General features: G+C 68.2%; 13 protein-coding genes and 1 pseudogene. 10 read left to right on the plus strand and 4 right to left on the minus strand.

The window, feature by feature from the left end; genetic code table 11:
- Positions 1-502: 502 nt before the first annotated feature.
- Genes istA through ACFVGY_RS34995 form a run of 4 tightly spaced genes read left to right on the plus strand, consistent with a single transcriptional unit; the run spans position 503 to position 5,212 of the window.
- The gene (gene istA / locus ACFVGY_RS34980) at positions 503-2,182 is read left to right on the plus strand and encodes an IS21 family transposase (RefSeq protein WP_385685709.1); all 1,680 of its coding nucleotides are present in this window, start codon (positions 503-505) and stop codon (positions 2,180-2,182) included.
- Complete coding sequence (locus ACFVGY_RS34985; RefSeq protein WP_385685712.1) at positions 2,179-2,577, plus strand: ATP-binding protein; 399 nt, start codon at positions 2,179-2,181, stop codon at positions 2,575-2,577. Before istA ends, ACFVGY_RS34985 begins: the two co-directional genes overlap by 4 nt.
- On the plus strand, positions 2,574-4,763 hold the full coding sequence (locus tag ACFVGY_RS34990; RefSeq protein ID WP_385685715.1) for a tyrosine-type recombinase/integrase: 2,190 nt from the start codon (positions 2,574-2,576) through the stop codon (positions 4,761-4,763). Before ACFVGY_RS34985 ends, ACFVGY_RS34990 begins: the two co-directional genes overlap by 4 nt.
- Complete coding sequence (locus tag ACFVGY_RS34995) at positions 4,760-5,212, plus strand: DUF6262 family protein (protein ID WP_385685716.1); 453 nt, start codon at positions 4,760-4,762, stop codon at positions 5,210-5,212. Before ACFVGY_RS34990 ends, ACFVGY_RS34995 begins: the two co-directional genes overlap by 4 nt.
- A gap of 23 nt (positions 5,213-5,235) precedes the next feature.
- Here ACFVGY_RS34995 and ACFVGY_RS35000 read toward each other — a convergent pair whose 3' ends face one another.
- On the minus strand, positions 5,236-5,721 hold the full coding sequence (locus ACFVGY_RS35000) for a hypothetical protein (protein WP_385685719.1): 486 nt from the start codon (positions 5,719-5,721) through the stop codon (positions 5,236-5,238).
- A gap of 213 nt (positions 5,722-5,934) precedes the next feature.
- Here ACFVGY_RS35000 and ACFVGY_RS35005 point away from each other — a divergent pair, with 213 nt between their 5' ends.
- From ACFVGY_RS35005 to ACFVGY_RS35025, 5 genes are all read left to right on the plus strand, one after another.
- Complete coding sequence (locus ACFVGY_RS35005) at positions 5,935-6,423, plus strand: ATP-binding protein (protein ID WP_385685746.1); 489 nt, start codon at positions 5,935-5,937, stop codon at positions 6,421-6,423.
- A gap of 94 nt (positions 6,424-6,517) precedes the next feature.
- Complete coding sequence (locus tag ACFVGY_RS35010) at positions 6,518-7,072, plus strand: hypothetical protein (RefSeq protein ID WP_385685722.1); 555 nt, start codon at positions 6,518-6,520, stop codon at positions 7,070-7,072.
- A gap of 944 nt (positions 7,073-8,016) precedes the next feature.
- Positions 8,017-8,274, plus strand: a complete 258-nt coding sequence (locus ACFVGY_RS35015; RefSeq protein WP_385685725.1) for a hypothetical protein — start codon at positions 8,017-8,019, stop codon at positions 8,272-8,274.
- A 278-nt stretch (positions 8,275-8,552) separates the two neighbouring features.
- Positions 8,553-8,930: a hypothetical protein gene (locus ACFVGY_RS35020; RefSeq protein ID WP_385685728.1), complete on the plus strand. Its 378-nt coding sequence runs from the start codon at positions 8,553-8,555 to the stop codon at positions 8,928-8,930.
- Positions 8,931-9,139: 209 nt separating this feature from the next.
- Positions 9,140-9,928 (plus strand): SAM-dependent methyltransferase, encoded by a 789-nt coding sequence (locus ACFVGY_RS35025; protein WP_385685731.1) that lies wholly within the window; start codon positions 9,140-9,142, stop codon positions 9,926-9,928.
- Here the strand turns inward: ACFVGY_RS35025 and ACFVGY_RS35030 are convergent.
- Together ACFVGY_RS35030 and ACFVGY_RS35035 are read right to left on the minus strand one after the other, a co-directional pair.
- Positions 9,925-10,917 carry a helix-turn-helix domain-containing protein gene (locus ACFVGY_RS35030; RefSeq protein WP_385685733.1) on the minus strand — a complete coding sequence of 331 codons (993 nt, stop codon included), beginning with the start codon at positions 10,915-10,917 and terminating at the stop codon, positions 9,925-9,927. The genes ACFVGY_RS35025 and ACFVGY_RS35030 overlap by 4 nt on opposite strands.
- A 44-nt stretch (positions 10,918-10,961) precedes the next feature.
- Complete coding sequence (locus ACFVGY_RS35035; protein WP_385685736.1) at positions 10,962-11,201, minus strand: DUF397 domain-containing protein; 240 nt, start codon at positions 11,199-11,201, stop codon at positions 10,962-10,964.
- Positions 11,202-11,769: 568 nt separating this feature from the next.
- On the opposite strand from ACFVGY_RS35035, the gene ACFVGY_RS35040 reads away from it, so the two are divergent.
- Positions 11,770-13,662, plus strand: coding sequence for a hypothetical protein (locus ACFVGY_RS35040; protein ID WP_385685739.1), 1,893 nt, complete (start codon positions 11,770-11,772; stop codon positions 13,660-13,662).
- A gap of 26 nt (positions 13,663-13,688) precedes the next feature.
- On the opposite strand, the pseudogene ACFVGY_RS35045 reads toward ACFVGY_RS35040, so the two are convergent.
- Positions 13,689-13,909: pseudogene (locus tag ACFVGY_RS35045) on the minus strand (IS630 family transposase); the annotation flags it as partial.

The raw sequence follows: 13,909 nt of genomic DNA on the forward strand, positions 1-13,909 counted from the left end.
CCGCGTTGAGCAACTCGCTGCCCCGTGCACTGCTCGAGGTGCCGGTCAGAACTGGTACCGCAACAGGCGGCTGCGAGCGGCCCGGGTGCAAATGCCAAGGCCGGTGATGATCTGCTCGATGGGAACGTCGTCCTGAGGTGGCGGGCCGCGGTGCCGGCGGCCCGGGTGCTGCGAACTGTTCGGCGACGGCCTGGTGTACTCCGCGGCGTTCCAAGCGGTCACCGCGGTCACCCAGTACTACGCCGTCTGCACGAAGGACCGCTCCAGTGCGCAGGCGGATTTCGGTGATGAACGGACCCGGCAGTTGCTGCGCCTGTTTTTACCGGGGTGAAGTAGAGCCACGGCTTCGGTCTGTTGGGGAGCCAGCGGTTCTTCGGCGAGATAGGGGGCCAGTAGGTGTGATGGTGTGGAACATGCCGCTTTCGGAGTAATCGTGAGGGCTTGGGCTGTTCGGCCGTCACGCTGTGCCTGTTGATCACGGTCCAGGTCAGGGAGACCGCTGGTGCACAGGTCACGTGAGTGGCTGTTCGAGAGGATCCGCCGGGCCCAGCGCGAGCAGGGGTTGTCGGGGCGGGAGCTCGCGGTGCGGTTCAAGGTGTCGCGGAACACGGTGAAGAAGGCGTTGGAGTCACCGGTGCCACCGAAACGCAAGGCACCGCCGCCGCGCAAGAGCGTGCTGGAGCCGGTGAAGGGCTTCATCGACGCGATACTGCGCGAGGACCTGGACGCGCCGGCGAAGCAGAAGCACACGATCCCGCGAATCATGGAGCGTCTGGCCGCGGAGCACGACTTCGAGCTGGGTCGGCAGACCACGGTGTGGGAGTACGTGAGAAAGCGGCGCCCCGAGATCAAGGCGGAGGCACTGGAAGGCCGCCGGCACCTGGACGGGATGGTGCCGCAGGCGAAGAGGCCGGGCGAGGAGGCGGAGGTCGACTTCGCGGACTTCTGGCTGGACCTGGCGGGTCAGCGGCGCAAGTGCGTGCTGTTCACGCTGCGGCTGTCCTACTCGGGCAAGGCGGTCCACCGGGTCTACGCCACCGCCTCGCAGGAGGCATTCCTGGAAGGGCACGTGGAGGCGTTCACGGTGCTGGGCGGGGTGCCGTCGGTGCACATCCGCTACGACAACTTGAAGCCGGCGGTCAAGCAGGTGCTGTTCGGCCGCTCCAGGTTGGAGTCGGCCAGGTGGGCGTCGTTCAAGTCCTGGTACCAGTTCTCGGCGTTCTACTGCGCGCCCGGCGAGGACGGCGCCCACGAGAAGGGCGGGGTGGAGCACGAGGGCGGCAGGTTCCGCCGCAAGCACCTGGTCCCGCCGCCCGCGGTTGACTCGTTGGCGGAGCTGAACGAGCGCCTGGCTGCGATCGACGTCGCCGAGGACGCCCGGCACATCCACGGTCGGCCGACCTCGATCGGGTTCGACTTCGAGGCCGAGCGCGAGCGGCTGCGGCCGCTGCCGGCGGACGACTACGACTGCGGGATCGACCTGACGCCGGTGGTCGCGCGCAACTCCCGGATCACGGTGCGGCAGTGCTACTACTCGGTGCCGGCGAAGTTCATCGGTGCCAAGGTGCGCGTCAAGCTGCGGGCGAACGAGTTGTGGGTGTTCGACGGGCGCAAGGTGGTGGCCCGCCACCCCAGGCTGACGCGCCGTTACACCTACCACGACCTGCTGGACCACTACCTGGAGATCCTGCTGGTCAAGCCGGGCGCGTTCGCCGGGGCCTCCGCGCTCGCGCAGGCCCGGGCGGAGGGCGGCTTCACCAAGGTCCACGAGGCGTTCTGGGCGGCGGCGAAGAAGAAGACCGGGGACCGCGAGGGCACCCGGATGCTGATCGAGGTGCTGCTGTTGCACCGCCAGCTGCCGGGCGAGGCGCTGGTCGCAGCGATGGAGACCTGCCTGCGGATCGGGTCGGTCTCCACCGACCTGGTCGCCAGCGAGGCCCGCAAGGCGATGGAGGGCACCGACGCGGACGACGCCGAACTGCTGGCCGACGCCGACACCGACGAAAAGAGCGCGGCGGACGTTTCCTCCGACACGGCTGGCGGGGCCCGGGTGATCTCCCTGCACGCGCGCCGCCTGCCGCCCGACCCGCGCCAGGGAATGCCCGACATGAGCAAGTACGACCGGCTGCTGAGCCCGGTCGCCGGCCGCGACAGCCAGACCCAGAAAGGCCACGGCGCATGAGCCCGACCATCACCGTCACCGACCAGGACGACGAGCCGGACACCGACGGCAGGGTCCCCGGCCGCAGGATGTCGCTGCCGGGCGATCCGGAGGACATGCTCATCGACGAGGCATGCCGGGAGCTCCGCCTGCCGGCGTTCCGCGAGCGGTTCATCGACCTGGCCGGCACCGCCCGGCGCGAGCAGGCCACCTACAAGCAGTTCCTGCTGGACATGCTGCAGGCCGAGCTGACCGACCGGGACCTCCGCCGCCAGCAGCGACTGCTCAGGTTGGCCCGCTTTCCGCGGCCCAAGCGGCTGGAGTTATCTGGGGTTCATTTGTGCCCGTCTGGAACGTCCGTCAGCGTGGGTTTCACTCGTTCTGATGGTCGTTGGCGTTGCGCAATCCGTTCATGACGGGCCGCTACCTCCCGCCGGCCGCTGCGACGGGTTTGGCCGCTCCGGATCGGTTCGCTCAGAGCGCCACGCTGGTCAACGGCCTGGGCCCGGTCTTCGCGGGGCCGCTGTTCGACCCGCGAGACCCGCGGCTGGCCGGGGTGTTCATGCATGGATCTCGGCAGACCCGGCTCAACATCACTGCCCTGCCGCTGGTCATGCGGCGCGAGGTCGGCTGGTGGCTGGCTACCTGCGCACGCACTGGCGAACGGCAGGCCCACGCGAGCGAGTGGAACCGCTGGGCAGCCACCGCCGACCACGTCATCGCGCGCCACCCGCACGTCCTCTCCTTCGCCGACTTGCCCCTGGCCGAGTGGATGACCGCCTGGGGCCGGATCTATCACGCCGATCGGGGGCGGATGCCTGCCCCAGAACACCGGCGACGGGCCGAGTACGCCTTGCGCGCGATGCTGGAGCGGCTGCTGCGGCGCTACAGCAGCGAGGTCGACTGGTGGCGGCATGACATCTGGTCGCTGCGGCTGGACGGACGCATCCCGCGGCGCGAGCATGAGCCACGCGCGAACACCGCCGTCCGCTGGGGCGACATCACCCCTGTCTGGCTGCGGGAGGGGACAAAGTTCTACCTCCGGCTGCAGATGGAGTCCGGACAACTGACCTGGTCGACGGTGATGCAGCACCGGGTGAACAGCGCACGCTTCGCCGCCTTCGTGACCGAACGCGGAATCGACAACCCCGCCCTGGTGAACGGCTCTGAGCGGAGCCTGCGTGCACTTGCGCTGGACTTCGGCACCTTCCTGCACAACTGGCGGCGCGAGCGGTCGGGCCGAAGCGAGGTCGGCGGCAGCCTCCAGCCGAGGACGATCAACAAGAACCTGCAGACGATCGACCTGTTCTACCGGGTCATGACCGACTGTCGCGCCGAAGCCGCCGAAGCATTGGACGACGCGCGCTGGCTGGCGCTCACCGACAGCCATGCCCGCATGTTCCGCACCGCCGACCGGCCCAGGCAGCGCGAGGTCCGCGAGGCCGACGAACGCAACTACATCAACGACACCGACCTCAGCAGCATGCTCACCCACATCGAGCTCCTCGGCCTGCCCGCCGAGCAGACCCGCACCGTCGTCCGCGACGGGTGCCAGGTGGAGCTGGCCGGGCTCGGGCATCCTGCGGTCATGCGGGCCTGGCTGATCCAGGCCATGACCGGACGCCGGGCCAGCGAAGTGCTGATGATGGACTTCGAGCCGCTCTCCGACATCCCCGGCCTGGACGTCGCAGCCGTCCCCGAGGGCGGGATGGTCGCCCGGCTCCGCTACCAGCAAACGAAGATCGACGCGGCACCGAACACCATCCTCGTCGGCCGTGACGTCGTTGAGATCATCCGGGAACAGCAGGCATGGGTGCGCGAGCACTGGCACCTGGGCCCGGCCGACACCATCCGCTACCTGTTCCCGAAGACCACCGGCAACCGGCACGGCACCAAGTCCTGGGAGACCAGCAACTACAACCACGTCCTGAAGGACTTCAGCCACCACCTGGACCTGCGCGACTCACGCGGCGAGCTCCTCCTCTACTCACGAAGCCACCGGCTCCGCCACACGAAGGCAACCACGCTCATCAACGCCGGCGCCCCGATCCACGTCGTCCAGCGCTACCTCGGCCACCTCTCACCGGAGATGACGATGCGTTACGCCGCGACCCTTGCGAGCACCGCCGAGCGCGAGTTCCTTGCCCTGGCCAAGGTCGGGCGCGACGGCCGCCAGATCGGCATGGACCGCCGCGACATGCTCGACCTCGTGCAGCTCGACCGCCGCACCGACCGCATCCTGCCCAACGGCTACTGCCTGCTGCCACCCACCCGGTCCTGCGACAAGGGAAACGCCTGCCACGGCTGCGACCACTTCGCCACCGACCGCACCTTCCTGCCGGACATTCAGCGCCAACTCGCCGAAACCCAGTCGCTGGTCGCCACCCGCCAGGCCCGTCACACCGAGCGCTACGGCGAGCCGATGAGCGAGGCCAACGTCTGGCTGGAACAGCGCAACGCGGAGATCCGCAGCATGCAGCTGGAGATCGTCGCCCTCGACGCCCAACCAACCGACAGCACCACTGTCGTCCGCGGCGCCGGCGTGCTCGGCCGCACTGGCTACCAGGACGCCTCGGACAGCAATAGGGGATCACGCTCATGAGCAACCGGCCGAACGACGCAGTCCCAGAGACCATGCCTCCTCCGGACCGCCGGATCGCCGCCCTGCGGCAGGCCGCCCAGGACAAGCACCAGCAGGCCGTCCAACGAGCGGAGGTGGGCATCCGAAGGCTGATCAAGGAAGGCGAGGAGATCAACTTCCGGGCCGTCGCCCGCGCGGCGGGCGTCAGCTTGGACTTCCTCTATGCCCACACCGACCTGCGTCAACGTATTGAGACCTTGCGCGGCCAGCAACGGGCCGAAGACCGCCCTCCCCCACAGGCGCCCTCAACCGACGACGGCACGGTCATCCATACTCTTACCGAAGCCCTCCGCCGTGAGCGGACCACCCACCGCGAGCGCGTCCAAGAACTCGAACAACGACTGGCCGCGGCACATGGCGAGATCCTGCGCCTACAACGCGTGATCCAGGCACATAACCCGAGGTCGTGACAACACTCGCCTGGGTCCAGGTCTCACGATTCAGAACGCAATCCCAGAACACTGTGCTGCACCACACCCGAGGGAAGATCTCTCTTTCCCGAAGCCCGAGCAGTCAGCTCCACGAGTCCGGCCCGGAGGTCGGCGGCCGGCTCACCAAGGACGATCGCACTGATGACCAGCTCGATCATGAGGCGATCGTACTCGTCGCCCATGCTCCGATAGCGCTCTCCATCGGCCTCCACCACGGCAGAGGAGATCCTCCTCCCACCACCAGCCACAGGGGCGAAGGACGCCTCATAGACGCCGTGACCGGTCCAACTCCGGTGCATGAAAAGGACATCGCCTTCGACGAAGACGTTCCACTTCTCATCCATGTCCCGGGCTCGATATCCGCGCTGGATCCGGTCCCAGTCCTCGTCAGTCCAGACACGATCCGGCAGCTGAGACACCGGACGGGGCGAGCTGATCGGGTGGAGGCGCCGGAACGACTCTCGGGTGAGCGGGGCATCGGCAGTCATGGCGTGATCTTACGGCTGCACCGCTCGAACACGACAGCGACTTAGCGCCAAGAACAAGTGCCCTGGGCAGAGGGTGAACCTCTGCCACCTTCCAGACGCATCTGCAGCGTCCTGAACAGTGATTTTGCACGACTCCGTCACCGCTACCCCAGATAACTCCAGGACTTCGACTTCGCGAAGAACCCGAACGTCACCCCGGAGGTCGTCGCGGACCTGAAGTCCCCGACCTGGGTGCGCGAGGGCCGGCCGCTGGTGCTGATCGGCGACTCCGGCACCGGCAAGTCCCACCTGCTGATCGGCATCGGCACGGCGATCGCCGAGACTGGGCTGTCGGTGCGCTACACCACCACCTCGGCGCTGGTGAACGAGCTCGCCGAGGCCGACGCGAACCGCCGCCTGTCCTCCGTGATCGCCCGCTACAGCAAGATCGACCTTTTGTGCCTGGACGAGTTCGGCTACCTCAACCTGGACCGCAAGGGCGCCAAGCTGCTGTTCCAGATCTTCACCGAGCGCGAGGAGCGCAAGGCCACCGCGGTCGCCACGAACTCGCCCTTCACCGAATGGGACAAGACCTTCGGCGACGCCCGCCTCTGCGCGGCCATCGCCGACCGGATCACCTTCCGCTGCACACTGATCCAGACCGGCACCGAGTCCTACCGCTACCAAGCGACCCAGGAATCCCTCTTCCCCACCCCGAACTGACTACCTGACGCTGTCGGGATCTTGGTGGTCGTGCGTTTCGGGTGGACAGCAGACCTCGCCCAACACGTGAGCGTCCGCAGCTGCCATAGACTCCTTGATCATGTTCAAGGGCTGGTGGCATGTCGTGCCGGATGAAGAGCGGCAGCAGTGGCTGCTGGAGCCGTTCGTGGGTGTTGGGCCACTGCGCTTCGGCATGAGCCCCGATGAGGTGGCGGGCACCATGAGCGGCCTCACCGCGGAGGTCGAGCGACACACACGCCAGCGCGGGGTAGATGCGAACGTCTACACAGTCGTGGAAGGCAAGTACCCGGAGTTCGGCCTGCACCTCTACTACCGGGATGAACAACTCGCGGGCATTGTGGTCGACGCTCTGTGCGGACCGCAGGTCTCCGCGGACGGTACGGCACTCGTCGGCCGGGTGCCTTCGGTGCTGGAGCGGTGGATGCTCGATCGAGCCGAGGCCCGCTCGCCCGAAGACGAGCTCTCCTACATGAGCGCGGGCGTTCCCGGCTCGGAGTCCCTGGGCGTGGTGATCAACGTGCAACGGGAGGGTGACCGCCTCCTCACCCGGCCGGTGTTCTTCCCCGCCGAGGCGCTCGACGACCTCTCCCACTGGCTGCCGAGGGACACCTGGGAGATCCACGACTGAGCACTGCCACGGCGCCTGCGGGGACCACGGTCTGACCAGCAGCGTCGGGTAGTCAGTCCGTGAGGGCACGATCTACGGGTCCAGCCCTCCGGCACGTCCATGAGCGAGGCCCCGGCCGCGACTTGTCAGGGAGGCGACCCGGGCCCACGATCACAAGCTACCGACGCCTCGCTCCCAGCCCTGTGGACACTCCGCCCAGACCCCACCAGGTCACCCGATCAGTGGCTCCCGATCTCGCCGAAACGGCTCCCGAACTCACCGAAGAACACCCGCCGCAGTCGAGTACACCACCGCCACGAACGGCCTAGACCTGGCTCCCGCTCACACCGAAGCAGTGGCTCTCATATGACCCGACAAAATCACTGCGCCTGCTCTCCGGGCCGCTCCTGGCGTGGCCGCGGGCAAGGCGGCCGAGGCTGTGGCCGCGTACCGGCGGCTGGTCGCGTCGTACCGGCTGCCAGAACCACCCGCCCCCGGGAGCGGGCCGGAAGCGCCCGAGACCGGTTGCCCTTCTGGGACCGGCCACTGAGCCACCGCTCTCCATCCCGACGACGTCGAGGACTTCAGTAGGCGTGCGCTCTTTCCTTTCCGCGGTGGTGTACATCGGGCTGACGGCAGGCTGCGATTAGGCCGTTCGGGTGAATGGCCGCCGGGTGCTCACGCGCGGACTTTCTCGGCCGGGACTTCCCGTGTGAATGGAAGTGAACGTTCTGGTGCGGAGCGTGCCCGTGTTGATTCGTGTGGGTGCCTGCAATGTGCGTGGGGCGGGTGCTGGCGGAGGATGAACCGGGGGGCGTGGTTCCGGTTTTCACGGGCGTGGAGTCTTGGCACGCCTGTGCTGCTGGTGGTTACGGTGCGGTCTCCGGACAGCAAGAAGGCCCCGGGGGGTGCCACCCCCGGGACCCGACGCGTCCGGCGCACACGAAACGACCTAGGAGGTTCGCGTGATGGAACGCGCTCGCCGGCAGCCGATCGTCCGGCTGTCGAAGGGGACCGACAGTACCATTCCGATGCCCGCACCGGCCGAAACGGGAATGGTCAGCATCCTTTCGGTGGGATTCAGGTGGGGGTCACTGCTGACCGCTGCCGCCGCCGCAGCGACCGTTGTGGGGGTGGCGCCCCCTGAGCTGCTGCTGACCTTGGCCCCGGCCGTTTTCGTGGACCGGACGTTCGCGTCGTATCTGCGGATCCGTCGCAGCTGAACCCAAGAGCCCGGCCGGAAATGTTCCGGCCGGGCGCACCGGGTGCCGGTGTCTACCGCACGAGGCTGCCATGCCCTGTTCGGGGCGATGAGATCCGGCCAATGCCTGCCCAGTTCGTGATCCCGAAGATGTGACGCCCTGGGGTACCGATGCCTGACCCTGTCCTCCCGCGGCCCGCTCTCCAACCGCGCGATGCCGCGCCCGCGCCACCACCCCGCCGTGCTGACCCGCCCGGCTCCGGCCGGCCCCACGGCGGCCCGCCGGCCGCAGCGACGCTTGTGTCCTATCAAGCCTTCTGCGCCAAGTACCGGCCTCTCTACATCCGGTACGCGGCAGCCCGAGTGGAAGACGCCCGCCACGGCGCGCGCCTCGCGGACTGTGCCCTCGCCGGTCTCGCGCAAGGCTGGACCGAGGCGCTGACCTGCGCATCCCCGGCTGCCAGGGCCTGGGAGATGTTCACTGCCATCGTCGAGGCAACCGCCGGCCGCGGGGCCCGGGCCATGCCCGCCCTGCCCTGCCCGCAGGCTGACACGATCATCCTTCGCCACCGGCTCGGCCTGGCGCTCGAGACCGCCGCCGAGATGATGGGCATCTCGGCCAGCTCCTTCCAAGCCCTCCACCGCGCGGCGCTCCGCTCCCTCGCAGCATCCCAGTGAATTCTCAACTGGCATATTCCACTGCTTGGTCGCTGCCGACCGCTCGCACGCCCGCGTGAAAACACCGCGACCTAATTCACCCCACGTGCATCACTCTTACTTCGTGATGGCCTAGTGCACCCACGGCGAGTAGCCCTAATATGTGGCGCTACTCAACTGCCGGAACTGCGGCCGGTTCAGACCGGCACCCGCGGGAGCAGACCATCCCCATGATCGACGTCAACAGGCCCAGCTATGCCCGAATGTACGATTACCTCATCGGCGGAACCGACAACTATCCCAGCGACCGCCGGGCATGCGCCGAACTCCTGACGATCGCCCCCGCCATGCAACAACTCGCCCAGGCCAACCGCGCCTTCCTGGTCAGGGCCGTGCGCTACCTCGCCCGACACCGCCGGGTTCGCCGCTTCATCGACTTCGGAACCGGACTTCCCACCCGCCCCAACGTCCACCAAGTAGCCCAGGAAGTCGACCCGAAAGCCTCCGTCGTCTACATCGACAACGACCCCATGGTCTGCGCCCACGGCCGGATGGTCCTCGAAGAAAACCTCCTGACCACCGCCGTCATCGAAGCGGACATCCGCCACCTGGACAGCATCTTCACCGTGCCCCGCGTACGGCGGATCCTCGCCGAAAACCAGCCCGTGGCAGCACTATTCGTCTCCGTCCTGCACTGCCTCGACGACGAAGACGACCCCTGGCAACTGGTCAGCGACGTCGCCGCCCACCTTCCCGCCGGCAGCTACCTCGTCATCTCCCACCTCGCCAGCGACGACCCCACACTGCGGCGCGACCTCACCGCGTTCATGTCCCGCAACCTCGGCACCTGGGGCCGCGTCCGCTCCACCACCGAGATCGCCCGCCTCTTCAACGGAACAGACCTCCTCGAGCACACCAGCCCCGTCGACGTCTCCGCCTGGTGCCCCGACACCGACCTCTGCGTACGACCGGCATCCCGCGACTGGATCGAGTACGGAGGCGTCGCCCGCATCCGCTAACGCGGATCGACCAGCTCAGCAATCCGCCGGTCCAGAAAATCCAAGGTCTCCTGCTTGCCCAAGGCATGAGAGCGCACCTGCTCAAGCGCAGCCTTGACCATCTCAACCCCCGACTCATCAAGCCACGAACCGCCATTGCCCGCCGTGTCCGCATACAGCATGTCCGCACACTCCCGCTCACGCGCGAACTGCAGCAGCGTCACCGACGGCGCCATCGGAACCGCCTGCTCCCAAGCCGACGACGGGAAGACACGGATGTGCACCGACTCCCGGTTCTCACACAGGCTGAACAGATGGCGCAGCTGCTCGCGCATCACCTGCCGACTGCCCACCGTCCTACGCAGCACCGCCTCGTCGATGATCGCCGTGAACTCCCGACCACCCGGAGCATCCAGCAGCCGCTGCCGTTCCTTGCGCAGCTGCCGGCGCCGCTCGGCGAGCTCGCGCTCCTCCTCGCTCAGACATGCATGGGTGAGCACCACGTCCATGTACGCGGACACCTGCAGCAGCCCCGGCACAAACATGCTCTCGTACATGGTGATCCGCTCGGCCGCAGCCTCCATGTGCAGCAGGTCGGCGAAGGCCCCGACGACCAGGCCGTCATGGGCCGCCCACCAGGCAGTGTCACCCGCCAGGAGCTGCTCCACCCGCAGCCGCGCCACCCGCTTCTCCTCCGGGTCGCTGACCCCGTAGCGGGCCAACAGCCCGTCGACGAGCGCGCGGGTGATGGTCACGTTCGTCTTGCCGTTCTCGATCCGGCTGAGGACCGCGGAAGACTGCACCAAATCCTTCGGGCGCACCACGTCGGCGAGGGTCAGTCCGGCTGCCTTGCGCAGCGCCTTCATGCGGCCGCCGAGGAGCTGCCGGACGGTACGCGAAGGCGGGAACGCCCCCGGAATCTCCGGAAGATCGTCCCCGCCGACAACACTCAAAGGCCGTGCGGCCACGTGCGACTCCTCGTTCACCATGGCGACCTTGCGCCAGAGCACATCATGAAGTCTCACCGACGCCGCAGCAACCCTAGTCCGTGATTTCAGACAGTCATCCCGTCAAACTCACCTTTCTTAGCGCCGTCGAGGAATGCGACCAACTCCTCCCGGGTGAACACCAAGGCCGGCCCCGCCGGGAACCGAGAGTTCCTGAACGCCACCTCGCCGGCCGCGAGTCGTGCAACTTCCACACAGTTGTCAAAAGGATTGCTCGCAGAAGCCTTCTGCCACCGCACCCCCGGAATCGAATCCGCTACCACCCCGTTGGGGACCATGTCGTCCATCAGACCCACCTTCCTCACTCCGACCAGCACCGTTGACCGCCACGCGAAAACCACGGCTCCACAGGCCGTCCACTCGATGCGAACAACCCACCCGCCCCGTGAAACTTTCACCGCCCTGCGCGGCGATGCCGACCCTAACCATGGCTGGCAGCCCTCGGCGTCCCTCGAAAGAGCACTTCTTTCAGTATGAAAATCATCCGAATTCCAGGCCGGTGAGCACCTTCGAGCTCACGACCCGAACCAGTGCGAAGGTTGGCCGAACCGCAATACACCTTCCGGTCAGACGTCCATGAAGATCAGCCTCACCACGTACCCAGACAGGACCTCGAAGGCTGTTGCAATAGACACCCAACCGTCGTGTAGTGCCGAACACACAACCCCGCCGCACTACCTCCCGCCGGTCAGGTGGGATTCACGGCGCACAGCCTGCGCCACCAGTGACCGCATCCGTCAGAGCAGAAGCACTCGCGGCGCCGGTTCGTCGGCAACGATGTGTACACGGGTGAGGGCCGGTTGCGCCTGGGCTGAGAGCCTTGTCCCACCGCGAGTCGGCGGGGATCATGACTGCGTGCAACACCGAGAGATACTCCACGAACTGCTCCGATGCGCCGGACTCACAGTCGTCGAGGACGTGTGCCCGGGCAGCCTGTTCCCGCCGGAGGCCGGCTGGCGAATCGCGCGGGGGATCGCGGCGCCGGACGGCGCGGTCCGGGAAGCACTCGACGCCGCGTGGTGGCGCCGCCTTGCAGATCCCGACGGCGCGTTCCTGGTAGCCGTCCTCGGACATCGGATCGGCGGCAACGACTCCTGGTGGACCCGGGTCCGCTACGCCGGCGGCGGTGTGCCAGGGCTGACCAGCGACCCCGGGTTCGTGGCGCTCTCCCTCGACGGGCAGGTGCTCCTGGCGGAGGTGCCCGGCGCGGACGGACCTCGGGTGACGGCCCTCGACCAACTGCCAGAGCGGCTGGAGGAGGGCGCCGCGGCCGCCGGGCGCGAGACGGAGGTCGAGCGCGCCGAAGTGTGGGCAGCGGTGCCCGGCCGACATGCGTGGCCTCTGCACTGGGCGGAGGGGATCGGATCCAATCCGGCCGCACCGGACGAACTGCTGATCCGGCTGCTGGATGTGGCCGAGGGCTTCCTGCACGGATGCGACCGGCCCGCCGTCCTCGACGCCGCCATTGCGCACCCCGATCCACGGGTGCGGTCCACACCCGCCGACACCTTCCGGCCCAAGCTCACATCCGACCAGTGGATACGCCTCGTCCGCGCCGAACCGTCGCCGAGCCGGCGCGTGCTCTGGGCCGAGCACGCCTGCAATTGGGAAGCCGAACTCCCCGACGACCTGTACGACGACCTCCTCGCCGGCCCGTCCCGCGCCCGGGCCGCCGAACTCCCCCGACTCCCCGCCCACCGTCTCCCGGGCCTCGCGGCCGACGCCGATCCCCGGGTGCGGTCGGCTGCCTGCGCCCGGTGGGAGGACCTCGCCGCGCCGCTGCGGGAGCGGCTGCTGGCCGACACTGACGACATGGTGCGTACAGCGGCGCTACTCGCCCACCACGCCGGCGTCCCCATGCCTCGCGAGGTCTTTGCTGCGCTGTCCGCGCCTCGGTGCGCGCTCGAACAATGCCGTCTCGCGCCCGGGTTGGAGGCGGAGCTGGTCCGGGACGGGGATGCGGAGGTACGCCGAGCGCTGGCCGCCAACCCGCGGCTCAGTGCACACAGCGTCGCCGTCCTCGCGGAGGACCCATGCGACGACATTCGCTCGGCGGTGGCACTGCGGCCCGACCTCAGCGAGGAGCAGCGTGCCGCGGTGCGCTACGACTTCGACCCGACGTCGATGTCGCGCACTGTGCCCTGGGTCGAGAGCCTGCACGGTGACGCCGACGCGATGCGCCGTCTGGCTGTATCGTCCCATCCGCTCATCCGCCGCAGCGTGGCCCGTGCCCGCCATCTTCCACCGGACGTCGTGGAGCGTTTGGCGCGGGACGAGGACCAGGCGGTCCGCCTGTTCCTCGTCGAATCCTGCGATGACGCGCCGGCCGAGATGCTGCTGGAGGTCTGGCGCTGGTGGGACGGCAGCTTCACTCACCCCGACCGCCCCCGCAGCCACCCCAACTTCCCCCGTACGGGCCTGCTGCGCTACGCCGGCGACCCCGATGGGCGGATGCGCCGCCTGGCCCTGGACGATCCGGAGTCCACGCCTGCCGACGTCGCAGGCCTCGCCCGCGACCCAGAAGCCGAGGTGCGCCGCCGCGCGGCCGAGGACCCCCGGCTGTCACCGGCCGACGCGGTGCGGCTGCTGAACGACCCAGCGGCCCACGTCCGCGGGACCGCGATGCGCAATCCGCGGCTGCCGGCCCGTGTCCTTGCCGGGCTGCTGCACGACCGCGACACAGCATGCGCGGCGGTCACCAATCCGGCGATCCCGGTCCCCACCCTGCACCGCATCCTAGTGCTGTGACCGCGAAGGTTCACCGGGGTGGGCGGTCAGGCTGCTGTTTGGAGTGGTCGGCCGCTCCAGCGGATGGCTTTCTCGCTGCGGATACGGGCGCGTTCACGTCGCTGGGCGGCCAGGACGTCGGGGTGGCGGGCGTTCTTGTTGCGCCAGCGCAGGTAGGCGTGCAGGGCCCGGGTCTGGACGGTGTGATTGGGGTGGTTCGAGTTAGCCAGGGTGAACTGCCGCAGCGGTCCGAAGTGGGCCTCGATGG

This window comes from Streptomyces sp. NPDC127106, from assembly GCF_042677605.1.
Lineage (GTDB): Bacteria > Actinomycetota > Actinomycetes > Streptomycetales > Streptomycetaceae > Streptomyces.

What these genes read in the sequence shown, in the direction of transcription:
- ACFVGY_RS34985 (WP_385685712.1), top strand. Translation starts at nt 2,179, where the DNA reads ATGAGCCCGACCATCACCGTCACCGACCAGGACGACGAGCCGGACACC.
- ACFVGY_RS34990 (WP_385685715.1), top strand. Translation starts at nt 2,574, where the DNA reads ATGACGGGCCGCTACCTCCCGCCGGCCGCTGCGACGGGTTTGGCCGCT.
- ACFVGY_RS34995 (WP_385685716.1), top strand. Translation starts at nt 4,760, where the DNA reads ATGAGCAACCGGCCGAACGACGCAGTCCCAGAGACCATGCCTCCTCCG.
- ACFVGY_RS35000 (WP_385685719.1), bottom strand. Translation starts at nt 5,721, where the DNA reads ATGACTGCCGATGCCCCGCTCACCCGAGAGTCGTTCCGGCGCCTCCAC.
- ACFVGY_RS35025 (WP_385685731.1), top strand. Translation starts at nt 9,140, where the DNA reads ATGATCGACGTCAACAGGCCCAGCTATGCCCGAATGTACGATTACCTC.
- ACFVGY_RS35035 (WP_385685736.1), bottom strand. Translation starts at nt 11,201, where the DNA reads ATGGACGACATGGTCCCCAACGGGGTGGTAGCGGATTCGATTCCGGGG.